This window comes from Mycolicibacterium bacteremicum (assembly GCF_002086115.1).
Lineage (GTDB): Bacteria > Actinomycetota > Actinomycetes > Mycobacteriales > Mycobacteriaceae > Mycobacterium > Mycobacterium bacteremicum.
In genome coordinates, this window is sequence record NZ_MVHJ01000007.1 from 44782 (window position 1) to 68151 (window position 23370).

General features: G+C 68.4%; 23 protein-coding genes. 8 read left to right on the top strand and 15 right to left on the bottom strand.

The genetic code is table 11. The features are described from left to right. Window positions 1–13: 13 nt before the first annotated feature. Window positions 14–2254 (bottom strand): C39 family peptidase, encoded by a 2241-nt coding sequence (locus BST17_RS10235; RefSeq protein ID WP_133053532.1) that lies wholly within the window; start codon window positions 2252–2254, stop codon window positions 14–16. A gap of 501 nt (window positions 2255–2755) precedes the next feature. Here BST17_RS10235 and BST17_RS10240 point away from each other — a divergent pair. Beyond that, window positions 2756–4012 (top strand): ammonium transporter, encoded by a 1257-nt coding sequence (locus BST17_RS10240; RefSeq protein WP_083057634.1) that lies wholly within the window; start codon window positions 2756–2758, stop codon window positions 4010–4012. Here the strand turns inward: BST17_RS10240 and BST17_RS29485 are convergent, their stop codons facing one another. The 6 genes from BST17_RS29485 to BST17_RS10270 are packed head-to-tail and all read right to left on the bottom strand — an operon-like array spanning window position 4013 to window position 10414. Further along, window positions 4013–4666 (bottom strand): DUF4333 domain-containing protein, encoded by a 654-nt coding sequence (locus BST17_RS29485; protein WP_083057635.1) that lies wholly within the window; start codon window positions 4664–4666, stop codon window positions 4013–4015. Next, entirely contained in the window at window positions 4663–6111 is a 1449-nt protein-coding gene (locus tag BST17_RS10250) for a neutral zinc metallopeptidase (protein WP_083057637.1), read from the bottom strand. Before BST17_RS10250 ends, BST17_RS29485 begins: the two co-directional genes overlap by 4 nt. A 43-nt stretch (window positions 6112–6154) precedes the next feature. Further along, window positions 6155–7174, bottom strand: coding sequence for an acyl-CoA dehydrogenase family protein (locus BST17_RS10255; protein WP_083057639.1), 1020 nt, complete (start codon window positions 7172–7174; stop codon window positions 6155–6157). Beyond that, window positions 7174–8343 carry an acyl-CoA dehydrogenase family protein gene (locus BST17_RS10260; RefSeq protein ID WP_083057640.1) on the bottom strand — a complete coding sequence of 390 codons (1170 nt, stop codon included), beginning with the start codon at window positions 8341–8343 and terminating at the stop codon, window positions 7174–7176. Before BST17_RS10260 ends, BST17_RS10255 begins: the two co-directional genes overlap by 1 nt. Then, window positions 8340–9260 carry an acyl-CoA dehydrogenase family protein gene (locus BST17_RS10265; protein ID WP_083057642.1) on the bottom strand — a complete coding sequence of 307 codons (921 nt, stop codon included), beginning with the start codon at window positions 9258–9260 and terminating at the stop codon, window positions 8340–8342. Before BST17_RS10265 ends, BST17_RS10260 begins: the two co-directional genes overlap by 4 nt. After that, window positions 9257–10414, bottom strand: coding sequence for an acyl-CoA dehydrogenase family protein (locus BST17_RS10270; protein ID WP_083057643.1), 1158 nt, complete (start codon window positions 10412–10414; stop codon window positions 9257–9259). Before BST17_RS10270 ends, BST17_RS10265 begins: the two co-directional genes overlap by 4 nt. Before the next feature lie 46 nt (window positions 10415–10460). On the opposite strand from BST17_RS10270, the gene BST17_RS10275 reads away from it, so the two are divergent. Then, entirely contained in the window at window positions 10461–11228 is a 768-nt protein-coding gene (locus tag BST17_RS10275) for a FadR/GntR family transcriptional regulator (RefSeq protein WP_083057645.1), read from the top strand. Between the two features lie 7 nt (window positions 11229–11235). Here BST17_RS10275 and BST17_RS10280 read toward each other — a convergent pair whose 3' ends face one another. Continuing rightward, the gene (locus tag BST17_RS10280) at window positions 11236–11814 is read right to left on the bottom strand and encodes a TetR/AcrR family transcriptional regulator (RefSeq protein WP_083057646.1); all 579 of its coding nucleotides are present in this window, start codon (window positions 11812–11814) and stop codon (window positions 11236–11238) included. A gap of 224 nt (window positions 11815–12038) precedes the next feature. Between BST17_RS10280 and BST17_RS10285 the strand changes: the two genes are divergently transcribed. Then, window positions 12039–12302: a hypothetical protein gene (locus BST17_RS10285; RefSeq protein WP_083057648.1), complete on the top strand. Its 264-nt coding sequence runs from the start codon at window positions 12039–12041 to the stop codon at window positions 12300–12302. Between the two features lie 58 nt (window positions 12303–12360). On the opposite strand, the gene BST17_RS10290 is transcribed toward BST17_RS10285, so the two are convergent. From BST17_RS10290 to BST17_RS10305, 4 genes are read right to left on the bottom strand one after another with little or no spacing between them, the layout of a single operon-like run. Further along, the gene (locus tag BST17_RS10290) at window positions 12361–13248 is read right to left on the bottom strand and encodes a DUF1295 domain-containing protein (RefSeq protein WP_083057650.1); all 888 of its coding nucleotides are present in this window, start codon (window positions 13246–13248) and stop codon (window positions 12361–12363) included. Window positions 13249–13278: 30 nt separating this feature from the next. Continuing rightward, a complete protein-coding gene (locus BST17_RS10295) occupies window positions 13279–13581 on the bottom strand; it encodes a hypothetical protein (protein WP_083057651.1) in 303 nt (100 codons plus the stop codon). Next, window positions 13578–15071 carry a class I adenylate-forming enzyme family protein gene (locus tag BST17_RS10300; RefSeq protein ID WP_083057653.1) on the bottom strand — a complete coding sequence of 498 codons (1494 nt, stop codon included), beginning with the start codon at window positions 15069–15071 and terminating at the stop codon, window positions 13578–13580. The genes BST17_RS10295 and BST17_RS10300 overlap by 4 nt, the downstream gene beginning before the upstream one ends. Then, window positions 15068–15904, bottom strand: coding sequence for an SDR family oxidoreductase (locus tag BST17_RS10305; RefSeq protein ID WP_083057655.1), 837 nt, complete (start codon window positions 15902–15904; stop codon window positions 15068–15070). The genes BST17_RS10300 and BST17_RS10305 overlap by 4 nt, the downstream gene beginning before the upstream one ends. A gap of 218 nt (window positions 15905–16122) precedes the next feature. Between BST17_RS10305 and BST17_RS10310 the strand changes: the two genes are divergently transcribed. From BST17_RS10310 to BST17_RS10325, 4 genes are read left to right on the top strand one after another with little or no spacing between them, the layout of a single operon-like run. Then, entirely contained in the window at window positions 16123–17700 is a 1578-nt protein-coding gene (locus BST17_RS10310) for a methylmalonyl-CoA mutase family protein (protein ID WP_083057656.1), read from the top strand. Then, window positions 17700–18107: a cobalamin B12-binding domain-containing protein gene (locus BST17_RS10315; protein ID WP_083057658.1), complete on the top strand. Its 408-nt coding sequence runs from the start codon at window positions 17700–17702 to the stop codon at window positions 18105–18107. Before BST17_RS10310 ends, BST17_RS10315 begins: the two co-directional genes overlap by 1 nt. Then, window positions 18104–19060, top strand: coding sequence for an LLM class F420-dependent oxidoreductase (locus BST17_RS10320; protein ID WP_083057660.1), 957 nt, complete (start codon window positions 18104–18106; stop codon window positions 19058–19060). The genes BST17_RS10315 and BST17_RS10320 overlap by 4 nt, the downstream gene beginning before the upstream one ends. Continuing rightward, on the top strand, window positions 19057–20097 hold the full coding sequence (locus BST17_RS10325) for a CaiB/BaiF CoA transferase family protein (RefSeq protein ID WP_083057661.1): 1041 nt from the start codon (window positions 19057–19059) through the stop codon (window positions 20095–20097). The genes BST17_RS10320 and BST17_RS10325 overlap by 4 nt, the downstream gene beginning before the upstream one ends. A 5-nt stretch (window positions 20098–20102) precedes the next feature. On the opposite strand, the gene BST17_RS10330 is transcribed toward BST17_RS10325, so the two are convergent. Continuing rightward, window positions 20103–20399: a 2Fe-2S iron-sulfur cluster-binding protein gene (locus BST17_RS10330; protein WP_083057663.1), complete on the bottom strand. Its 297-nt coding sequence runs from the start codon at window positions 20397–20399 to the stop codon at window positions 20103–20105. 72 nt (window positions 20400–20471) lie between these two features. Between BST17_RS10330 and BST17_RS10335 the strand changes: the two genes are divergently transcribed. Further along, complete coding sequence (locus tag BST17_RS10335) at window positions 20472–21836, top strand: class I adenylate-forming enzyme family protein (protein WP_083057664.1); 1365 nt, start codon at window positions 20472–20474, stop codon at window positions 21834–21836. Here the strand turns inward: BST17_RS10335 and BST17_RS10340 are convergent. Together BST17_RS10340 and BST17_RS10345 are read right to left on the bottom strand one after the other, a co-directional pair. Next, on the bottom strand, window positions 21826–22560 hold the full coding sequence (locus BST17_RS10340; protein WP_083057666.1) for an SDR family NAD(P)-dependent oxidoreductase: 735 nt from the start codon (window positions 22558–22560) through the stop codon (window positions 21826–21828). The two genes, BST17_RS10335 and BST17_RS10340, sit on opposite strands and share 11 nt — an antisense overlap. Then, window positions 22557–23321 (bottom strand): SDR family NAD(P)-dependent oxidoreductase, encoded by a 765-nt coding sequence (locus BST17_RS10345; RefSeq protein WP_030137312.1) that lies wholly within the window; start codon window positions 23319–23321, stop codon window positions 22557–22559. The genes BST17_RS10340 and BST17_RS10345 overlap by 4 nt, the downstream gene beginning before the upstream one ends. Window positions 23322–23370 lie beyond the last annotated feature (49 nt).

A 23370-nucleotide genomic window follows, 5' to 3' on the forward strand; every position in this document is an offset into this window, starting at 1 on the left:
GATGTCAGTCGCGTCAGCCCGCCGCGCCGCCGGCGAGCTCGGCGGTGGTCAGATCGAATGAGCCGACCTCCCAGGCCTTCATGAACTGGTCGAGTGGCACGGCGAGGCCCTGCCCCTGCCGGGGTGCGCTGTCGTTGATGTAGACGACACCCTTGGTCATGTTGACGCTGAGCACGGTGACGGCATGATTGGCCTGGTCGGCGCTGCCCCGGTACCACGCATAGTCCTCACCGAAGTACTGCTTGTTCCACGCGTCGTAGACGAGTTTGTTGTTCAGGGCGACGATCACCGACTGTCCCTGACTCAGCGCCGCGGTCATGTTGTCCAGCGCCAGCGATCCCTCGGTCTTGAGGTAGGTGGTGTGGTCGGCGTTGATACCGAACTTGTTCAGCAGCGTGACCACGTCGGCCAGGTATGTGCCGCCCAACCCCTCGGTGTACATCGATTGGCCGACCTTGATACCGCTGGGCAACGTCTCCGCCAATGTCTGAACTTCGCGAGCCAGTGCCACCATGTCGACCGGCATCCCGTTGCCGGTCAGTTGCGCGATGACCGCGGCGGTGGACATGAGGGCGCAGGTGCCGAAATTGCCCTGGTACTTCCAGTACTGGTAGTTGGCAAGGTAGTTGCCATACTCGATGTCACCGATCGCCGGGGGATCGATCGGCTCCGGTTGGGCCACACCGAAGGTGCGGGACAGATCGCCGCCCAGATCGGTGATGTTCTCGGAGAGGGCCTGGACCTGATGCACGAATGCCGCGGCGATGCCCGATGCGACATGTTGGACCGACGGCAACTTCCACACCCACTTGGACTTGGAGTCCGCCGGCGCCACGTTCGGTGAACTGGCCAACTGGGTGGTGACCAGCTTGTAGTTCTGTGCCGCCCAGGCATTCATGAAGTCGTCGTAGCCCATGGTCAAACCCTGACCATCGGCGCGGGTCGGGTCGTTGATGGTGACGGTGCCGTCCACGTTGTCGACGCCGATGACGACGACCGTCTTGGCGATGGGGTCGGTGCGGCCGTCCGCCGGTCCGATGATCGGCACGATCATGGCCTTTGTCGGATCCTGCAGGCCATTGGTCAGATCGTTGAACGCCTTGCTCCACTGGTCGCGGCCATAGCTGCGCAAGATGATCCGAACGTCCCTGTCCTGCAGTACTTCGTAGCTGTCCTGCCAGTACACGATGCTGGTGTCCGGACCGAGAACCTTGCTGCCGAGCGTGATGATGCTGTCGGTGTTCGTCGCGGCATCGAGGAAGCTCTGGAGGTTGACGACGGTCTTGGTCAACTGCCCGTAGGCCATGGCGACGGTGGCCAGCGCGCCGGTGATGAAGTCGTCGGCGGCGGTGAAGTACTGCACATTCGTGTTCGGGTCACCGAACGGCAGGGCCCGGGTGATCACCTGCTGGGTGAATCCCAGAATGCTGCGCACATCGTCGCGCAGCATGGTCAGGCTGCGTTGCAGCCCGTAGAGCTGGTTCATCACGGTGACGTACAGGCCGGCACCGAAATCCTGCAGTCCGCGCAGTAATTGGCTGGGGGTGGGCAGCCCGAAGGGGTTGCGGGCCGCGGTCGCCACGGCGGTGGGAACCACCGCCGGGGACGGGGCCGTGGTGTGGCCGTTCGGGGCGGCGGTGGTCACCGTCGAGCTGCCGGCGTGCGCGGTCGTCGCACCGGCGGAGCCGGTGCTGCCGGGGGAGGTACCCGAGATCGCCGGGGCTGCGGCCGAAGTACCACGGACCGGTGTCGTGAGATCGATCGCGGGAGCGGAGTCTGCCGCCGCCGGCTGCGGTGCGCCGCCCGAGGTGGACGTGCCCGATGCCGGGAAGGTGTGCGGACCGGCGGATGCGCCGGGGTCGATCTCACCGTCTTCCTCGATCGTCGGCGATTCGACCTCGGTGTCGACCTCGCCGGTGGACGTCTCGACATCCCCGCTCGAGTCCGCGTCCCCGGTGGACTCCTCGTGTGCTGCGTCGAGCGCCTCGTCGACATCGCTCGGCTCGTCCGACGAGGACGGATCCCGCCCGATCTCGGTCGAATCCTCGTCGTCGGAGTCGTCCGATGGGGTGACGGCACCTGCGCGGGGGCGGGGTCCGGCGGTGTCGTCGCGAGAGGTGGCGCCGGAGGCCGATCCCGTGTCGGACGAGGACGCATCGGAGCTGTCGCTGGAACCGGCGCTCGCGGAGCCGGCGGCCGACTCGCCTGGGTCGGCGGCCGCTATTGCGGCACCACCGAGCATGGCCGCTCCCATGCCGAGGGTCACCGCGCCCGCGCCGAGCCATAGGCGTGCCTGGGCAGCCCGCCCCTCGCCTGCGTCGCACGCGGATTGACCCGCGCCTGTCCGGTCCACCGCCATTGATTGCTCCCATCGCTGATTGACGCCGACGTAAAATTATGTAGGCGAGCGAAGAATACGCAGATGCGCAGTAAAACCGCAGCTCAATTGCTGATTATTGGCGGCCCCCGCAATGCAGCAAAGTTTCAATAGACAAATTTTGCATTCGTGACATGGGTTTGCCGCGTGTGCAAGGTTCGCTGGCTACATCGCGGCAACAGCGGTCAGGCTCGCCGGCACCAGCCCGTGGCGCGCGGATGCCCGGCGAGACGCGTCGCGCGACCGCGGGACTGGCGGTGCCGAAATCCGGTGCGCGCCTGATGCTGTCAGGTAGCTGAAATCGCCCCATCGCCGCGCCCTCGGTGTACCCGCTGTGTCATAGTCGTCCGGGCGTTGTGCCCTGACGAAGGAGTCCGCGTGCAGATCGACCCCGCCGCCACCGCCTGGTTGCTCGTCAGTACCGCCATGGTGCTGCTGATGACGCCCGGGCTGGCCATCTTCTATGGCGGCATGGTCCGCTCAACCGGTGTGCTCAACATGATCATGATGAGCTTCATCGCGATCCCGGTCGTCACCGTGACCTGGATCCTGGCCGGCTACAGCCTTGCGTTCGGGGCCGATGCCGGCGGCGGACTGATCGGCGGGCTCGGCCACATCGGCCTATCGGGCATCGACCTGACCGCGGTGCGCTCCAATGTCCCTGAACTGCTGTTCGTGACCTTCCAACTGGCCTTCGCCATCCTGACCGCGGCACTGGTCAGCGGCGCGATCGCCGACCGGGCGAAGTTCTCCGCCTGGGTGGTTTTCGTCGCGCTCTGGACGCTGACCGTGTATTCACCGGTGGCGCACTGGGTCTGGGGCCCCGGCGGCTGGCTGGCGAGCTTCGGTGCGCTCGACTACGCGGGCGGTCTCGTGGTCGAGATCGTCTCGGGTGCATCAGCGCTGGCGCTGGCGCTGGTGCTCGGTCCGCGCATCGGATTCAAATCCGAGGCGATGCGTCCGCACAACCTGCCCTTCGTCCTGCTCGGGGTCGGCCTGTTGTGGTTCGGCTGGTTCGGTTTCAACGCGGGCTCGGCATTCGCCGTGGACGGCAAGGCCGCGGTCATCTTCCTCAACACGCTGATCGCGGGATGCCTGGGCATGCTCGGCTGGCTGGCGGTCGAGCGGTTCCGCGACGGTCACCCGACCACCTTCGGAGCGGCCTCCGGTGTCGTCGCCGGTCTGGTGGCGATCACCCCGTCCTGTGGTTTCGTCACGCCCGTCGGCGCCGTGGTGGTGGGTCTGGCCGCCGGTGTGGTGTGTTCCTATGCCATCGGCTGGAAGTTCACGGCCGGCTACGACGATTCCCTGGATGTGGTCGGCGTGCACTTCGTCGGGGGAGTGGTCGGTACCTTCCTGATCGGCCTGTTGGCCGCGGAGATGGTGTCCGGCGGTCCCGCCGGCCTGTTCTACGGCGGCGGGATCACCCAGCTCGGTAAGCAGATGCTGGGCATCGTCGTGGTGGCGGCGTTCGCGTTCACGGTGTCGTTCGTCATCGCGAAGGTGATCGACGTGACGATGGGCTTCCGGGTGACCCGGGAGGACGAGCTGTCCGGCATCGACTTCACCCAACACGCCGAGACGGCGTACGCCGAAGGGGTGCACGGCCAGCAGCACAAACGGCCGGGCAGCTGATCAGCGCGGACCGTCGACCGCGAAAGTCCCGTCGTCGTCGGTGAATTCGACGTACACCTGGCGGATCGCCCCGTCGATTTCGACATCACAGGTGAAGCTGTCACCCCGGGATGCCGAGGGATCCTTGCCGCCGTTGCACCGCATGGCGCTGATCGTGTTGGCGCCGTACCCGTTGATCGGGTCCGACAGGATGGCCCGCACACCGGCCTCGGCCTGCTCGACCTTGATGACCGCATCCCGGTGGAAGACGAACTGCCACACGCTGACACCGATGACAGCGGCGGCGGCGACGACCACGGCAGCGATGACCAGGATGCGGCGGTTGGTCGACTTCGTGGTCTGCCGGTGCTGGCCGCCGGGCTGCAGTTCCGGACGCAGGGTGTATCGATACGGATCCACCGCGGGCCCGGCCGTCGGCTGCTGCCGAGGGGGCGGCGCCGGTACCCGTGGCGGCGGTTGCGGTGGCGACGGGTACGGCGCGCGCGGCTGCGGACGCAGCGGGTACGGCTGGGGCGGGCGCTGGTGCGGCGGCGGTGCCGGCCGCGCCGGCGGTGGCGGGGGGTGGCCACCCGGTGCCGGCGCCGCCCCGCCCGGCCGGACCCACCACGGCGGGGCCTCTCCCGGCGGCTGATTCGGGTTCGGCGGCCGGGTCATGCCGCGAACCGCTGGTAGCAGGCGTCGACGTCGCCACGCAGACCGGACCGGTAGGCCAGGATCCGGGTGAACCCCGCAGGCACCGTCGCTCCGTTGACATCACTGGCCGCCAACCCGTTGGTCAGCAACCCGGAGATCGCCTCGTCGGTGTCACCGGCCGACAGCATCAGCTCGCTGCCCGGCTCGGCCATCCGGCCCTGGGCCACTCCGGTCAGGCATGCGGTGCGCAGCGCCGCTCGTGCCGACTCCAGCGGGTAGCCACGTTCCTTCTGCACCGCGAGGGCATACCGCGAGGTGACGATGGACAGCGCGGTGTTGTCGCCCTGCAGCAGCACGCCCTGATCCTCGGCCCTGGGGGTACCCAGCGCCTGCAGCGCAGGCAGATTCACGTTGATGGTGTTGGTGGTCGGACAGTAGAAGGCCGGCGAGACCGGCTGGGCGTCGGGACAGGTGGCCATCGCCAGATTCAGCGATGGCGGGTTGGTCGGGTTGTACACCCGGGTCAGCGTGTCCATCAGGTTGGTGAGCAACCGCTCGTCGACCGGGCTGTCACCGGCGGACGGGTCCCCGTAGGAGTCGTAGGACAGGAACTGCGGCAGGTCACCCTGGCGTTCGGTGATATCGGCCATGTCGATCGCCGCGCACTGGTCGGCGTTACCGGCGAAGCCGATCTGGAAGGCACTGATGCGGTCGAGCGCGGAGCCGTGCGCATCACCGGTGAGAATGGCCTCCTCCTGGGTCATCAGCGGGTCACGGATGTAGATCGCCCCCGCCAGAACGTGATTGAGGCCGTCGCCGGTACTCAGATCGAAGCGCGGGGACTGACCGGAGGCCACCCAGTGCAGATACACCCCGGCGAAACAGTCGGCCTGCTGCTCCTTGACCAGGACCGGGGTCGACTTCTCGACCAGGTGTGCCTTCGCCTGGACGGCGTGGCCGAACTCGTGGGCGATCACGCCGACGACGCCCATGTCACCGAAGTATTTCGCCGCACCGGGGATGAACTCGCTGCGGTCCCAGGCCATCACGTCATCGTCGAAGCAGTAGAAGGCGTTGGCCAGCTCGTAGAGGTCGTTCCCGCACACGACCGGCCCGTCGGGATCCGAGGCGTCGTAGGACACCAGACCCGACACCGGGGTGTAGGTGCCGGTGAGCGCGCCCTCCCAGTTCTGCGACCAGAATTCTTCGAGGTCGTCGACCGCACGAAGCACCAGTTGGTCGACCGGGCCGCCATCACTGTTGGCGGCGACGCTCGTCGGCGGCGGGGCGTCCGGGCGGGGACCGCTGGGACCGTCGTGGGCGGGCAGACCACCGGCCCGTTGCGGGTCGTAGAGCATCGACACCGCACGGCCGTCGAGCACTGTCGTCGCGCAGCCCGACAGGACCAGCACGAGCGTGAGCGCACCGCACAGCCAGGCGATACGGCCTGCGACCCGTCGATCCATAGTCGAAGGCTAACAAGCCAGGGCAGGGCGATGGCGACCGAGATTATCCGGCGTAGCGGGCTGCCAGGGTGCGGCGGTGGGTTCTGGGCGAGCCGAACATGGCGCGGTTCAGCGTCGCACGCTTGAGGTAGACGTGGATCCCGCTCTCCCAGGTGTAGCCGATACCGCCGTGCAACTGCATCGCCGTGCCCGCGACCGACACGGCGGTGTCGGTGGCATACGCCTTGGCCATGGCGGCCGCCGCGACCGTGTCACCGCCGTCGGTCAGCGCGTCCACCGCGGCATCGACGAGCTGGCGGGCGACCCGGATCTGCACCAGCATGTCGGCGCAGGCATGTTTGACGGCCTGGAACGAGCCGATTTGGCGACCGAACTGCTGCCGGATGCCCACGTAGTCGACCGTCCTGGCCAGCATTGCCTCGGCCAGTCCCAGGCTGTCGGCGGCGACCGCGATCGCGCCGCGGTCGACCAGCGGTGCCACGGCGGGCAGTGGCCAGACCCGTTCGGCACGCGCACTCTCTGCGGTGACCGTGGCCAGCGCACGGGTCTCGTCCAGGACCGGTTGTGCTGCGACGGTGAGCGCGCTCGGGGCGATGTCGACCAGCACCGCACCGCCGTCAGAGGTGGCGGCGGGAATCAGCAGCCGGGTGGCCTGGCCGGCGTCGGGAACGAATTCGGCTGTCCCGCTGAGCCGGTGGTCGGCGTCGAGACGAAACGGCGACCCGGTGTCCGCACCGGTCGGCAGCACCGCCACGGGCCGCTCGCGGCCCTCGGCGGTCGCCGCCAGCAGGTGGTCACGATCCTCGTCGGCCGGCAGCGTCAGCAGTGCGCCGATACCCGATGTCACACCCAGGTGCGGACCGGGTGCCGCGGCGCGGCCGAGTTCCTCGGCGACCACGGCGGTCTCGGCGAAAGACACTCCCGATCCGCCGAGCGACTCGGGGATCTCCAGTCCTGGCCAGCCCGCCTGGGTGATCACCGTCCAGTCCGGATGGCCGCCCGACAACACGTCGCGGGCCACCGATCGCAGTTCGGCGTGCAGCTCGGCGTATTCGCGTGTCATCAGGCTCCCGCCGGTTCGCGGGGCAGGCCCAAACCGCGTTCCCCGATGATGGTGCGTTGGATCTCGCTGGCGCCGCCCGGAATGGTCCACTCCCACGAGCCGATGAAATCGAGCACCCAGGCGCCGGATTCCCAGCCGCTGGATATCGGTTTGGCCAGCACCGTGTGCCCGGCCAGGCCACTGATCTGCGCCCCGAAATCGGTGAGCCGCTGCAACAGTTCGCTGTAGAACAACTTCACCACCGACGCGTCGGCGGGGGAGTTGGTCTTGCCCTCCACCAGATCGCGGCACAGCCCGCGCAGCCCGGTGATCTCGATCTCGAACTGCGCCAGACGATCCGACACCAGCGCGTCACCGAGCAGCCCGGCGCGCCGGCATTCGCCGACCAACCAGCTGAAACCGGCGTTGCCGAGCCGCTCCGCGAGTTCCAGCATGGTCATCCCGCGCTCGGCCCCCAGCGTTTCCTGGGCGACCTGCCAGCCCTTGTTCTCCGGGCCCACCAGATTCGCCGCGGGTACCCGCACATCGTTGAGGAACACCTCGCAGAAGTGCGATTCGCCGGTCGCCTGCCTGATCGGGCGGACCTCGACGCCGGGGCTGGCCATGTCCATCAGGAAATATGAGATACCGTGCCGCTTCTTGGCGTTCGGGTCGGTTCGAGCCAGCAGCAGGCACCAGTCGGCATGCAATCCACCGCTGGCCCAGACCTTCTGGCCGTTGAGCACGAAATCCTCGCCGTCGCGGCGCGCCGTGGTACGCAGCGCCGCCAGGTCGGAGCCTGCCTCGGGCTCGGAGAAGCCCTGCACCCAGATCTCGCCGTCCAGGATGGCCGGGAGGTGGCGGCGACGTTGTTCCTCGGTGCCGGCGGCCAGCAGGGTCGATGCGGCGTGATGGATCCCGACGAACGCCAGCACCAGCCGCGGCGCATCGGCGGCGGCCAGTTCGGAGTAGAGGACGATCTGCTCGGCGACCGACATGCCGCCGCCCCATTCGGCGGGCCAGTGCGGCACGGCGTATCCGGCCGAATGCAGTTCGGCGAACCAGGCTTTCTGGAACCGCACATACTCGTCGTCACCGACGCCGGTCTGTGCCGCCCGCCAGTCGCGTGGCACATGCTCGGCGCACCAGCTGCGCACCTGCCGGCGGAAGTCGTCCAGATCCCGGGTCACGGTGCGTCGCTGTACAGTCCGGTCAGGCCGCGGGTGCCCAACTGTTCGGTGAGGCGCGCCCGGGTGGCCGACAGGCCCAGTGGCAACCGGCGTAGCGGCTGGCTGTAGCGCGACAGCCAGGACAACACGGTCTCATCGCAGAATCCGACCGCACCGTGTAGCTGATGTGTCACCCGGAACACCACCTCGGCTGCCTCGATGGCGGCCATTCGCAGGGCCAGCGCATCGGCGGGGCCGTCGGCACCGGTCGCCGTCGTCAGTGCATGACGGGCCAGCATCTCCAGCCCGCTGCGTTCGACCTCGGCATCGGTGAGCTGGAACTGTACCCCCTGGAAACCCGCCAGGGGTTGGCCGAACTGCCGACGCAGCTGCACGTGCGCCACGGTCAATTCCATTGCACGATCCAGCATTCCGAGCAGCGTCCAGCAGGGCAGCACGAGCGCGAGCGCGACATCGTCGGCACCACCGTCGTCGATGGAGGTCAGGTCCAGGGAGGTGACGAACGCGGTTCGTGGGTCGCGGGTGCCGGTGACCCGCTCCCGGCGGCCATCCAACGTCGTCGTGACCCAGTTGCCCCCGATACCGGCGAGGGTGGCGGCCGGCGCCGGCCCGGCGACGACGAACAGCCCGTCGGCCTCGGTGTCGGTGGGCCGGGCCAGTCGTTCGGCCACCGGGTAGGGCAGCCCCCAGTATCCTGCGCTGCGGCACAGCGCGGCGGCGGCCTCGGCTGAATCGCTGTCGCTGCGCGGTTCCAGATCCCAGGCGCCCAACCCCTCCAGGACGTCGGCAACCAGCGATGCGCGCCGGGTCGGATCGGCCTCGGCGTGCTGCAGCAGCGTGTCGCCGCCCGCGGCGTCGAAGGCACGCCGGGCCTGCTCGCCGTATTCGCGCGCCTCCGGGCTCAGATCGATGTTCACGACGCCGCCAACAGGGTGCGGGCCAGCAGGATGCGCTGCATCTCGATGCTGCCGGAGGACACCGTGGACGGTTGCGAGTAACGCCAGTGGTCCTCGACCTCCGCGGCGAATACCCGCGATGCGCCGTCGGGCAGTGCCGCGGCAATCTCCATCAGCACCTCGGCACTGTCCTGGTCCAACTTCGTCACCGCAATCCGGTAGGCGGCCGAGTCCGTCGGCCGCACCCGGCCCTCGGCCTGCAGGGCGACCAGGCGGTAGGCCATCAGCCGGGCCCGCCGGCAGTGAGTCAGCATCCGCGCCCAGCGGCCACGCAGTTCCTCGGGCAACTCGGACCAGTGCTCACCCAATGCCTTCGGGGCCAGGTGCAACAACCGCTCACAGCGGGCGTAGCGGGCGATGCCGACCCGTTCGAAGGCCAGCACGCTCTGTACCACCGACCACCCGTCGTCGACGGTTCCCAGGACATCGGCGTCGGTGACCCGCAGGTCGTCGAAGAACACCTCGTTGAGGTGATGCGGGCCCATCATGGTCTGGATCGGCCGCACGGTGATCGCCGGATCCGACATGGGCACCAGGAAGATGGTCAGGCCCTGTTGCTTCTTTCGGATGGCACCCTCGCCGACCTTGGATGTCCGCGCCAGCAGGAAGCACCACTGCGCCATGGTGGCGTAGGAGGTCCAGATCTTCTGGCCGTTGATCACCCAGCCATCGCCGTCGCGCACCGCGGTGGTGCGCAGCGACGCCAGATCCGAGCCCGCCTCCGGTTCGGAGAATCCCTGGCACCAGATGACCTCGCCGGCAGCGATGGGCGGCAGATGGGTGGCCTGCTGTTCGGCGGTGCCGTGCCGCATGATGATCGGCCCGACCCAGTTGACGCCCATGTACTGCGCACCCCGCGGTTCGTGGTGTGCCCACATCTCCTCGCGCACCACCGTCTGTTCCCACGGTGAGGAGGCGCGGCCGCCGAACTCGGTCGGCCAGGACATGCACAGCAGTCCCCGCTCGGCGAGCAGCCGGCAGAACCCCTGCGCCACCTCCAGGTCGCGGGGGTCGGGGGTGAAGGAGCCGAGGTAGTCCTCGGGGATATGGGTTGTCACCAGGTCGCGGAGCTCACCGCGCAGTGCGTCGGCGGCCGGCCCCATGTCGAAGTCCACACCGGCGATCGTAGGCCAATCCTTATAAGGATTGCTAGTATGAATCATGCGAATACCGCAGCAGCGCATCGCCGAGACGGTGGCCGGCGAGCTGCGCGACCGCATCCTGGCCGGGGCGGAACGGCTGCCCACGCAGGATCAGCTGGTCGCCGAGTTCGGCGTCAGCTATCCCTCGGTGCGCGAAGCCCTGCGCATCCTGGAGACCGAGGGGCTGGTGACTGTGCGCCGCGGCAGCGTGGGCGGCGCCGAGGTGCATCGCCCCGACGAATCGTCGGCGGCCTATCACCTCGGGCTGGCGCTGCAGGGTGCCGCGGTGTCGCTGGGGGATCTGGCCGAGGGCCTGCAGCTGCTGGAGCCGATGTGTGCCGCGGAGGTGGCGCGTCGGCCCGATCGGCTGCGCACCGCGGTCCCGGCGCTGAGCCGAAATGTCGACGCGTGCGCCGAGGTGGTCGCCGACGGCGCTGCGTTCACCCGCATCGCCCGCGAATTCCACGACCTGATGGTCGAATTCACGCCGAACGCCACCGTGCGCCACGTGGTCGGCAGCCTGGTGGCGCTGTGGTCGGCACAGGAGCAGATGTGGGCCGACGCGGTCGTCAAGCGCGGCGAGTACCCGTCACCGGCGCGGGCCCGGGGTGCGGTGCGCACCCACCGCCGGATGGTCGAGGTGATCGCGGCCGGCGATGCCGTGGCGGCCGAACGGATCGCACGTAAGCATCTGGCGGCCACCCAGGCGGTGCTGCTGGATCGCTTCACCGATGACGTGGTTCGGGCGGCGCGGCACGCCAAGCCGCACCTGAGGCGCAGCTGCTGACCGCCCGTCAGCCCTGCGGCAGGTCCAGGATGCGCCGGGTCACCTTCAGGATCTGGGTGCGCAACGTGTCATCGTCGACGTCGGTGACCAGTGGGTGCATCACCGCCGCGCTCAGTGCCCCGGACATGACCGCCGCGTTGACCCGCGCCTCGACGCCGGCCCCCTCGCCGAGCAGCACCTGGTAGAGCCGTTCGATGAAGGCCGCGAACGGTTCGTGCTCGGCGAGCAGACGCACGACCACCGGGTCGAACTGCAGCACGCCGGTCAACTGGCGGCGGGTGACGGCCATGTCGACGACCCGGGTGAGCAGGACGTCACGAGCGGTCACCTGATCGGGTTCCGCCTCCGCGGCGTCGACGGCGTCCTGCAGCGCCGCCAGTTCGGTCTCCGCGACCGCGATGACGACCTCGTCCTTGCTCTTGAACTGGTGGTACACGGCGGCTTTGGTGACTCCGATGGCGTCGGCGATCATCTGCAACGAGGTTCCGCTGACCCCGTGGGTGCCGAACAGATCCAGCGACGCGACGATGACGCGCTTCTGTGCCGCGCTGTAGGTCGTCGGGGCCAGTCTGCCGGTGGTGCTCACGCGGCCAGCGTAGCCGCCCGGCTAGTCGACGGGTTGCGCAGTGACACCGACCCTGTCTGGCTTCCGGCATTGCCTGGCTCTGCGCGGTCAATCGCCGACCTGGGCCGTCGCCGCAGGGGTATATGAAGCAGCTCACAGAAGGGCGGGTAGTGGTTTACCCGGTGGACCGAGGCGGTATGTATCCGCCGTTCAGGTAGGTGCTCTAAAGAACAGGATCTCGCAACATGAATGTGAAGAAGCTGATCGCAGGTGCAGCCGTCGCCGGTGGCCTCATCGCCGGACCTCTTGCTGCCGCCGGTATGGCAACCGCCGAGCCCGCCCCGATGCCGCCCGCTCCGCCTGCGGGCCCGTCCGTCGGCACCGCACCGGCCTGGGCCCCGCCCAAGCCCGTCGACCCGGCCTGGGCTCAGGGCAACCAGCAGGTGTGGGACAGCGGCTGGAACCACTGGGGCGTCTGGATCAACGGCGTCTTCGTGCCGACCTACTGATCCCACCGGATCGCCCGATGGCTGCTCCCGACCCGGTCGGGGGCAGCCATCATGCGTTTCAGCGTCGTGGGGGTCTCGGCACGAACCGGGAGACCCGGTCGATGACGTCCTGATAGGCCGGTCGGCGAGCCAGGCTGCGCTCCTCCATCATCGGGATGCTGGCGCCCAGAAACATGGCCAGGATGGCCACGGCGCCCAGGCTGGACAACCACCAGTACGAGGGGGCCGCGGCGACGCCGAACAATGCCAATGCCATCCAGAAGCTGAACTCTCCGAAGTAATTCGGGTGTCGCGACCAACTCCACACGCCGCGGTCCATCGCCTGGCCGGGTCGGCGCTCGGCGACGAAGCGGTGCATCTGCACGTCGGCGACGAGTTCGAGCGCGACCGCCGCGAGGCCCACCACCAGCGCGAGCCAACTCAGCCAGACCAGTCCCGGGTCCGGTCGGGTGAGCGCGATGTACACCGGCACCATGCCCAGGAACACCTGCAGGGTCGGGATGAGGTGGATGGCCACCAGATCGGCCAGGATCTCGAAGCGCCCGGCGCGCTCCTTGAACATCGGGTAGCGCCAATCCTCGTGATGCAGGCCCGGGAAGGCATACACCCAGTTCGCCGTCAGCCGGACCGCCCAGAGCACGACCACGACGGTGACCAGCCAGGCGCGCACCGGGTCGACGTCCGGGGCCGCGCGGTACCACCAGTAAAAAAGCAGCAGGGGCGGGATGACGCTCCAGTAGGCGTCGTAGAAGCTGGAGTTCCGGTAGACCCGACTGAAGACGAAAATGACCAGGGTCGCCAGGATGTCGGCGATCAGGGTGTCCAACCAGAGCCGGCCGGTCGCCGGTCCCCACCACAGCCACGCCGCGCCCGCCGCGATGGCGGCCGCGTAGGCAACGCCGACCAGTCCGAGGGAACGCGTCTTGCCGATCGCCGTCGTCGTCATCGTCGGAGCTTACGACGACGGCGGGTCTCGTCAGTCGCTGGCAGGCAGCGGTTTGGCCTCTTTGATGGCCAGCGGAGTGCCGCCGATGCTGAGCGTGCCCTTGCCGGCCTTGGTCACCAGGATCTCGGCGCCGCTGTCATCCACGTAGCGCTTGCCCATCAGGTTGCCGTCGGCCAGGCCGGGGTCCAGCGACAGACCGGCGGTGGCCTCGCCGCCGACCGGGATCAGCGGTGCGCCGCCGGCCCGCAGGTCATCGAGGGCGTCGGAGCTGCGAACCACGATGACCTGGGTGTCGCAGACCTGGCTCTGCAGGCGGGTGCCGTTCTTGATCATGCGGGCTCCTTATCGTTGAGTTCGCTGACGAGTTCCCGGCGCAGCACTTTGCCGGTGGCGTTGGTGGGCAGTTCGGCGCGGAACACCACGCGGTCGGGGGTGCGGGAGCCGCGCAACTGAGCACGGACGAACTCGCGCAGGTCCTCGGGTTCGGGGTCGCTGCCGGGTGTGGGCACGACGACCGCGACGATGATCTGACCCCACTGCGGGTCTTCGGTGCCGACCACTGCGCAGTCGCGCACCGCCGGATGTTCGACCAGCACATCCTCGATCTCGGCCGGGGCGATGTTCTCCCCGCCGCGGATGATGGTGTCGTCGGAACGGCCGCCGATGAAGAGGTATCCGTCCTCGTCGAGGGTGGCCACGTCCTTGGTCGGGAACCAGCCGTGCTCGTCGAGCACCGAACCGATACCGGTGTAGCGGCCCGAGACCTGTTCACCGCGGACGAACAGTTCGCCGGTTTCGCCTGCGGCAAGGACGGTTCCGTCCTCGGCCCGGATCTGCACCTCGATGCTGGGCACCGGCTGGCCCACCGAGGCCAGCCGGCGGGCGACCGCCGGGTCCTCGGAGGCCAGCGCCACCCGATGATCGTCGGGGGTCAGCACCGCGATTGTCGAACTGGTCTCGGTCAGACCGTATGCGTTGACGAAGCCGACCGCGGGTAGCAGCTCAAGGGCCTTGCGCACCAACGGAAGTGCCACCTTCGAGCCGCCGTAGGCAAGCGTCCGCAGAGTCGGTAGCTCGGTGCGTTGCTCCTCCAGCACGGTGACGATCCGGTCCAGCATGGTCGGCACGACGGTGGCCGAGGTGACGCCCTCGGTCTGCACCAGCCGCACCCATTCCCGGGCGTCGAACTGGGTGAGGTACACCATCTTACGGCCGGCGTACAGGTTCGACAGCGCCGCCGACACCCCGGCGATGTGGTAAGGCGGCACACAGATCAGAGCGGCGTCACCCTCGGCGGCCGCACCGAACTCGACCGTCCCGGTGATATAGCTGGTGAGGTTGTTGTGGGTCAGCTCAACGGCTTTGGGCGCCGAGGTGGTGCCCGAGGTGAACAACACCACGCCGACGGAATCGGGGTCGGGGAACTCCGCTGCTGGTTCGGCGGTGCGCGCCTGGGCCAGGAACTCCCGGGAGCCGATCACCCGGTAGCCGTCACCCACCGCGGCGCGGTACTCGTCATCGACCACGACGAGCGGGTCGGGCAACCGGTCGATCAACGCCCGGAGCCCGTCGGCGGACAGCCGATAGTTCAACGGCGTGACGGCCACCCCGGCGCGGGCGGCCGAGAACAGCAGCAGCGGCAGCAGCGCGCCACCGGTCCCGACATAGGCGACGTGACCGGCGCCGGTGGCTGCCACCACCCCGGCGCCGCCGTCGGCGAGCGTGCTCAGTTCCTCGACGGTCAGCCGCAGGTCGCCGGACACGATCGCGGTGGCGTCCGGGTTGGCCGAGGACGCCATCTCCAGCAGCAGCGAGATACTCATGACTTGTCCACGAAGATATCCCAGATGGGGTCATCCCCACCGCCGTAACGGGACAGGTCGGTGATCCCTGCCTCGGCCAGGACGTCGGCGTCGATGTAGGTCTGGCCATTGGACTTCTCGGGCGGACCGGTCAGGATCTGCACCGCGGCGTCGGCCATGATCTCCGGACTGCGCGAGGCCGATGCCAGGGTGTCGCCGTCGGCCAGATTGGTCACCGCGGAGGTGGCGATATAGGTCTGCGGCCACAGGCAGCTGAAGCCGATTCCCGAGTCGCGGTACTCCTGCGCCCAACCCAGCGACAACAGTGTCATCCCGTACTTGGACACGGTGTAGGCCGGGTGCGCTCCGAGCCAGTACGGGTTGAGGTTCAGCGGCGGCGCCAGGGTGATGACGTGCGCGGCCGACGACGCGCGCAGGTGCGGCAGCGCGGCCTTGGTGAGCAGGAACGTGCCGCGCACGTTGATGTCCATCATCAGGTCGTACTTCTTGGCCGAAAGCGATTCGGTGGGCTCGGTCGCTATCGCGCTGGCGTTGTTGACCACGATGTCGATCCCGCCGAAGGCCTGCACGGCGGTGTCCACGGCGCGGGCGACGTCCTCTTCCTTGCGGACGTCGCCGACGACGGCCACGGCCTTGGCGCCGACGGCCTCCACATCGGCGACCGCGGTGTGCACCGTGCCGGGCAGCTTCGGATGCGGTTCGGCGGTCTTGGCCAACAGCACCACATTGGCGCCCTGGCGGGCGGCGCCGAGGGCGATGGCCAGCCCGATGCCGCGGCTGCCGCCGGAAACCAGCAGTGTGCGGTCGGCAAGCGGGCGTTGCTCGCTGGACATAGGGACTCCTTGGACGACGGTCGTACCTGACCTAGATGGTATTGGCATTCTCATTTTCAGCAAGTGTCATAATCGCGCATGGCCTGCGAAGACGGCGCGGCGGGGGTCGGTCGGACTGCCTCGCGGCGGGGCCAAACGAGTGGTTCCACGCCTTCAGGGTGCATGTTTTCCGTCTGCGGTATTGGCATTCTCATTTTTTGGAAGTACGTTATCCAACGATGAGCGATGACGTCGTGACCCCGTCGGGTATTCCGCTGGCCCCGGTCTACGGGCCGGCCGACCGTGCGCAGGACCCGCCCGCACCCGGTGAGTATCCGTTCACGCGCGGTAATTTCGCGTCCGGCTACCGCGGTAAGACCTGGACCTTCCGTCAGTATTCGGGTTTCGGCACCGCCGAGGAGTCCAATCAGCGGTATCGCTACCTGCTCGATCAGGGCGGCACCGGTCTGTCGGTGGCCCTGGATCTGCCCACGCAGTGCGGTTACGACTCCGACGACCCCGAGTACGGGGAAGAGGTCGGCCGCGTCGGCGTCGCCGTCGACACCCTGGCCGACGCCGAGATCCTGTTCGACAGCATCCCGCTGGACAAGATCAGCACCAGCTTCACCATCAACGGCACCGCGGCGATCCTGCTGGCCTTCTACGTGGCCGCGGCGGAGAAGAAGGGGGTGCCGCGCGAGAAGCTGACCGGCACCATCCAGAACGACATTCTCAAGGAGTACGCCTCGCGGGGCACCTGGATCTGGCCGCCGGAGCCGTCGTTGCGGCTGATCGCCGACACCATCGAGTTCTGCGCGGCCGAGGTACCCCGTTTCAACGCGATCTCGGTGGCCGGTGCGCACTTCCGGGATGCCGGCGCCAATGCTGTGCAAGAGATGGCGTTCACCCTCGCCGACGGCGTGACCTACTGCGACACCGTCGTCGAGCGCGGTCGGATGACCATCGACAAGTTCGCGCCACAGATCTCGTTCTTCTTCTACACCCATGGCGACTTCTTCGAGGAGATCGCCAAGTACCGCGCCGGGCGGCGGCGGTGGGCCACCATCGTGCGGGAGCGCTACGGCGCCACCACCGACAAGGCCGCGATGTTCCGGTTCGGCTGTGTGTCGGGTGGGGCCTCGCTGTACGCGCCGCAGGCCCAGAACAACCTGGTGCGGGTGGCGTACGAGGCACTGGCCTCGGTGCTCGGCGGTGTGCAGTCGATGTTCACCGCGGCCTGGGACGAGCCGTTCGCGCTGCCGTCCGAGGAGTCGGCGACCCTGGCGCTGCGCACCCAGCAGATCCTGGCCTACGAGACGGGCGTCACCAAGGTGGCCGACCCGCTGGGCGGTTCCTACTTCGTCGAAGCACTCACCGACGCCACCGAGGAGAAGATCATCGAGATCATGCGCGATCTCGAGGACCACGGTGGGATGGTGCGCTGCATCGAGGACGGGTATCTGCAGGGCCTGATTGCCGACGAGGCGTTCAAGATCCACAACGAGGTGGAATCCGGACAGCGGCCGGTGGTCGGGGTGAACAAGTTCGTCGTCGACGAGCCGGCCCCGGATCTGGCCACCTACGAACTCGACGCCGAGGGTCGTGACAAACAACTCGCGCGACTGGCGAAGGTCAAGGCCGAGCGTGACGACGTCGCGGTGAAGGAGGCGCTGGCCGCGCTGTCCCGAGCAGCCGAGGGAGACGACAACCTGATGCACAAATTGATCGACTGCGCCAACGCCTACTGCACGGTGGGCGAGATGGTCTCGGCGCTCAAGGCAGTGTGGGGCGAGTTCGTGCAGCCGGTGGTCTTCTGATGGCGACCCGAGTGCTGGTCGCCAAGCCCGGTCTGGACGGACACGACCGCGGCGCCAAGATCGTCGCCCGCACGTTGCGCGATGCTGGTTTCGAGGTCATCTACACCGGTATCCGGCAGCGCATCGAGGACATCGTGTCCATCGCCCTACAGGAAGACGTTGCCCTGGTCGGCCTTTCGATCCTGTCCGGGGCGCACGTGGCGATGACCAAGCGCACCGTCGATGCCTTGCGCGCCGCCGATGCCGGTGACATCGCCGTCGTGGTGGGCGGCACCATCCCGGAATCCGACGTCCAGAAACTGCTCGACGCCGGTGCGGCCGCGGTGTTCCCGACCGGTACCGCGCTGGACACCCTGGTCACCGAGGTGCGGGCGCTGACGGAGAAGGCAGGGGAACACGCATCATGAGACTGGGCGTGATGATCGGGGCCGAGCGCGGCGGCATGTCGCGCAAGGTCACCAAGCTCGTCTCCGATATCGAGTGGGCCGACTCGGCGGGTCTGGCCACCGCGTGGATGCCGCAGGTGCCAGACGATTTCGACCTGCTGACCATGGTGGCGCTGATGGCCTCGCACAGCACCCGCATCGAACTGGGCACCGCGGTGGTGCCGCTGCAGGCGCAGCACCCCATCGCCCTTGCCCGGCAGGCACTTTCGGTACACGCGGTGTCCGGTGGCCGGCTGGCCCTGGGCGTCGGACCGTCGCACCACTGGATCATCCGGGACATGCTGGGGCTGCCGTATGACAAGCCGGCCGGCTACACCCGCGACTATCTGCAGGTGCTCAACGCGGCGATCGCCGGGCCGGGCCCGGTCGACGTGGAGAACGACCACTTCACCGTGCACAACCCGACCGCCCTGGCCGCCGAGACGCCGATGCCGGTGTTGGTGGCCGCGCTCGGCCCGGTGATGCTGCAGATTGCCGGGGAGCACGCCGACGGCACCTCGCTGTGGATGGCCGACGAGAAGGCCATCGGCGAGCACATCGCACCCAAGATCAACAAGGCCGCCGCCGAGGCGGGCAAGCCCGCACCCCGTATCGTCGCCGGCATCCCGGTGACGCTGTGTGCGAACTCCGAGATCGAGTCGGCCAAGGAACGCGCCAACCGCATCCTGGCCGAGGCCGAGACCTCACCGAACTATCAGCGACTGCTCGACCGCGGTGACGCCCGCACGGTCGGTGATCTCTGCGCGGCCGGCGATGAGGAGTCGATCCTCAAGCGATTCAAGGCCTTTGCCGATGCCGGCGTCACCGATCTGTCAGTGCGCCTGCTACCGATCGGGGACAACCGCGACGAGTTGATCGCGTCGAAGTACCGGACCCGCGAGGTAATCGCCGAGCTCGCCAAGCAGGTGTCGTGACCTCGGGTCCGCTGGCCGGCATCCGGATCATCGAGGTCGGTGTCATGCTGGCCGGCCCGTACGCCACCATGCTGCTGGCCGACCTGGGCGCCGAGGTCATCAAGGTCGAGCCGCCCGGTGGGGAGATCTCCCGACAGGTCAGTGACAGCTATTTCGCCAGCCTCAACCGCAACAAGCGCAGCGTGTGCCTGGATCTGCGCTCGGCCGAAGGACAGGCCAGACTGGCCGAGCTGGTCACGGATTCGCATGCGCTGCTGGTCAACATGAAACCCTCGGCCATCAAGAAGCTGGGCCTCACCTACGAGAACCTACGCGCGCACAACCCGAAGATCGTCTGCGTCGCGCTGACCGGGTACGGGCTCGACGGCGGTGACGACCCGGCCTTCGACTACGTCATCCAGGCCGCGACGGGGGTGGCCGCGATGACCGGCGACCCGGATGCCCCGCCCACCTTGCCCGGCTACTCGGCCGCCGACAACTCCACCGGGCTGACCGCGGCGCTGGGGTTGCTGGCCAAGATCGTCTCCGGTCAGGGTGGTCAGGTCGAGGTGTGCCTGCGCGACGTCATGCTCTCCCAGCTGAACTACCGGGCGGCGGCCTACCTCAACGACGGTGTGGCGCCGAAGCGCCATCCGTTCGGTGCGCACTCGTATTACGTTCCGGCGCAGCTCTTCCCGACCGCCGACGGCTACCTGGCCCTGTTCATCACCCATGACGGGTTCTGGCGGTCGTTCGCCGCCGAGGCCGGGCTGACCGGGTTCGCCACCATGGCCGAGCGGGCGGCCGCCCGCGATGATGTGCTGGCGGTGGTGACGGCCGCGCTGGCCGGTGACACCGCGGTCAATTGGGAGCGCAGGCTCAAGCCGCTGGGAATCCCGGCCGCGGCGGTTCGCTCATTGCCGGAGGCGTTGGAGGACACCCCGGAGGTGGTGGTGGACGCCGGCGATTTCCGGCTGGTGGCCAGCCCGATCCGAATCGCCGGATTCGATCCCGAGTATCGGCCCGCGCCGGTCTTCGAGGCGGTTCAGTCGTCGTAGTCGGTTCAGTCGTCGTAGTTCACCGTCAGCGGGCCGGGATCGGGAATCGCCTGGCAGGTCAGCACGTAACCCTCGTCGACCTCGTCCTCATCGAGTGCGTCGTTGACGCGCATGGTCGCCGAACCCTCGGTCAACTTGGCGATGCAGGTGCCGCAGTTTCCCGCCTCGCACGCGAACGGGGGCGTCAACCCGGCGCGGCGCGCGGTCTCCAGCAGGGTGTCGCCCACCGTCGGCACTATCGTGGTGCTGGCGCCGTCGAGCACGATCGTCACTTCGTCGGCAGGCACGGGTTCAGCCGTCATCGAGATCTCCTGGGCGTGTGATTCTGACAAACGGAGAATATCATTCTCCGTTACGGATAAGATAGTCGCTTGATGGCATCGACGACTGGGGCGGTCCTCGCCTACGAGGGTCGGGAGTACACGCTGGCCGAGCTCGACGCGTTGGCCGAGGGAATGGCCGTCACGCTGGCCGAGCGCGGGGTGGGCGCCGGCGATCGGGTGGCGCTGATGTCATCGAACCGGCCCGAGTTCGTCATCGCACTGCGCGCCGTCTGGCGGCTGGGTGCCGCGGTCGTCCTGATCAGCTCGGCGTGGAAACGCGCCGAGGTGGCCCATGCACTGGCGCTGACGCATCCGGTCCTCGGTGTCGGGGATGTCGCGCTGCTGGGCGACCTGCTCCCGACGGTGCATCTCGACGAGCCCATCATCGCCGGGGTCGGCGAGCGGCGGCCGGTCCCGGCCGAGGCCGACGCGCTGTTCGTCTTCAGTTCGGGCACCACCGGGATGCCCAAGGCGGTCCGCCACACCCATGCGGCTTTCGCTGCCGCGGTACGGCATTGGCGCGCCGCGTTGGGTCTGGGCGCCGCCGACCGCATGCAGATCATGACGCCGCCCTCGCACATCCTCGGGCTGCTGAACATCGCCACGGTGCTCGACGCCGGTGCGTGGATGCGGTTGCATCCGAGGTTCGACATCGACCGCATGCTGACCCACATCCAGGACGATCGCATCACGATCGAGATGGCCGTCGCGCCCATCGCCCTGGCGATCGCCGCACACCCGGACCTGGAACGCTACGACCTGTCCTCGCTGCGCTACATCATGTGGTGCGCCACCCCGGTCACCCGCAGCGTGGCCGATGCGGTCACCGAACGTATCGGCGTGCGGTGGGTGTCCGCCTACGGGGCCAGTGAGTTGCCGGTGATCGCGTGCTGCCCGATCGACGATGCCCGGCTCGACACCGTCGGCAAGCCCGTGCCCGGGGTCCAGGTGCGCATCGGGGACCACGGCGAGATACAGGTGCGTTCCCCGTCGGTGATGGCGGGTTACCTACCCGACGTCGACACCGCCGCCGCCTTCGACGAGGGCTGGTACCGCACGGGGGACATCGGCGAACTCGACGAGCAGGGTTGGCTGCGCATCACCGATCGGCTCAAGGAGATGATCAAGGTCCGTGGGTTCCAGGTGGCGCCCGCCGAGGTGGAGGCGGTGTTGCACGGGCACCCGGCGGTCGCCGACTGCGCGGTGTTCGGAGTACCCGACGAGGCCGACGGGGAACGGGTGATCGCCGCTGTCGCCACCACCGGAGCCGTCACCGAGCAGGAGCTGATCGACATGGTGGCACAACGTCTTTCATCCTACAAGCGGCCGCGGCGGGTGGTGTTCGTCGACGCCGTCCCGCGACTGCCGTCGGGCAAGGTGCTGCGCCGGGCGCTGCGTGACGGTTTCAACGGATGAGCTCCTCGGAGCGCTGGACGGTCGCGGTGATACCCGATGCGTCCTGGCCGGCCAGCAGCACGGCCGCGCGACCCATGGCCTCGGGTGGTTCCACCATCTCCGGTGGGACCTCGATGCCGGCCGCACCGGCCTGCCAGCCCTCGGTGAGCACCACCCGCGACGGGCTCAGGCAGTTGACCGCGATGTTGTCTGCCCGCAGGTCCTCGGCCAGGCCGAGGTAGAGCCGCTCGACGGCGGCCTTGGACACCCAGTACGCGTTGGCGCCGGGCATCCCCACACCGGTGGTGGTGATGGCCGTCAGGGAGCCGCCGCCGCGGGCGCGCACGTGCGGGATGACGGCCTTGGTGACCAGGAAGACGCCGGTCAGGTTGACGTCCAGGCACAGCTGCCAACGCTTGAGCGGGGTGGACTCGATGGGTCCGAGCCACAGCACACCTGCATTGGCCACCAGGATGTCGATCCCACCGAACTCCGAGACCGCGGCTGCCACAGCGGTTTCGACCGAGGTCTCGTCGGTGACGTCGCACGGCACCGCCAGCGCCCGGCCGCCGTTCGCGGTGATCGCATCGGCCACCGAGCCGATGGTGCCGGGCAGTCGACCTTGCTCCTCGGAACGGGCGGCGACGGCCACCGACGCGCCGGCGGCCGCGAGTGCTCGGGCGATGGTGGCGCCGATGCCGCGGCTTGCGCCGGCGACGAAGGCCGTCTTGCCCGCGAGCGTCACTTCGGCGGGAAGCGCAGCGCCCCGTCGAGGCGGATGATCTCGCCGTTGAGGTAGTCGTTCTCGATGATGCTCTGCGCCAGCTGTGCGTACTCGGTGCTGCGGCCCATCCGCTTGGGGAATGGGATCTGTGGCGCCCAGTACTGCTCGAGCTGATCGGCGGCCTTGCCGTAGGCGGGGGTGTTGATGGTGCCCGGGGCGATGGTGTTGACGCGAATCCCCAACGGGGACAGATCCCGAGCGGCCACCAGCGTCATGCCGAGCACGCCGCCCTTGGCCGCGGCGTAGGGCAGCTGGCCGACCTGGCCCTCGTAACCGGCGATGGATGCGGTGTTGACGATGACGCCGCGCCCGCCCTCCTCCAGCGGCTCGGTGCGGGCGATCGCCGCGGCGGCCAGCCGCAGCACGTTGAACACCGCGGTCAGGTAGAACTTGACGGTGGTCTCGAACCCGTCGAGGCCGAGCGGGGACCCGTCCTTGCCGATCAACCGGCCGCCCGCGGCCGGGCCACCGTGGGTGTCCACCGAGATGCGCAGCGGCGCCAGCGCTTCGGCTTCGGCGATGGCGGCGTTGACCGACTCCTCGGAGGTGGCGTCGGTGCGGACGTAGGTGACCCCGAGCTCGTCGGCGAGCTTGGGCCCCTTCTCGTCGGCCAGGTCGGCGACCACGACCTTGGCACCGGCGGCATGCAGCCGCCGCACCGTCGCTTCTCCGAGTCCTCCCGCGCCGCCGACGACCAGCGCCGAGCTACCGGCGATATCCATGTCTGCACCCCTTCTTGCAACTAGCACTCTCTGCGGGGGAGAATAGCAT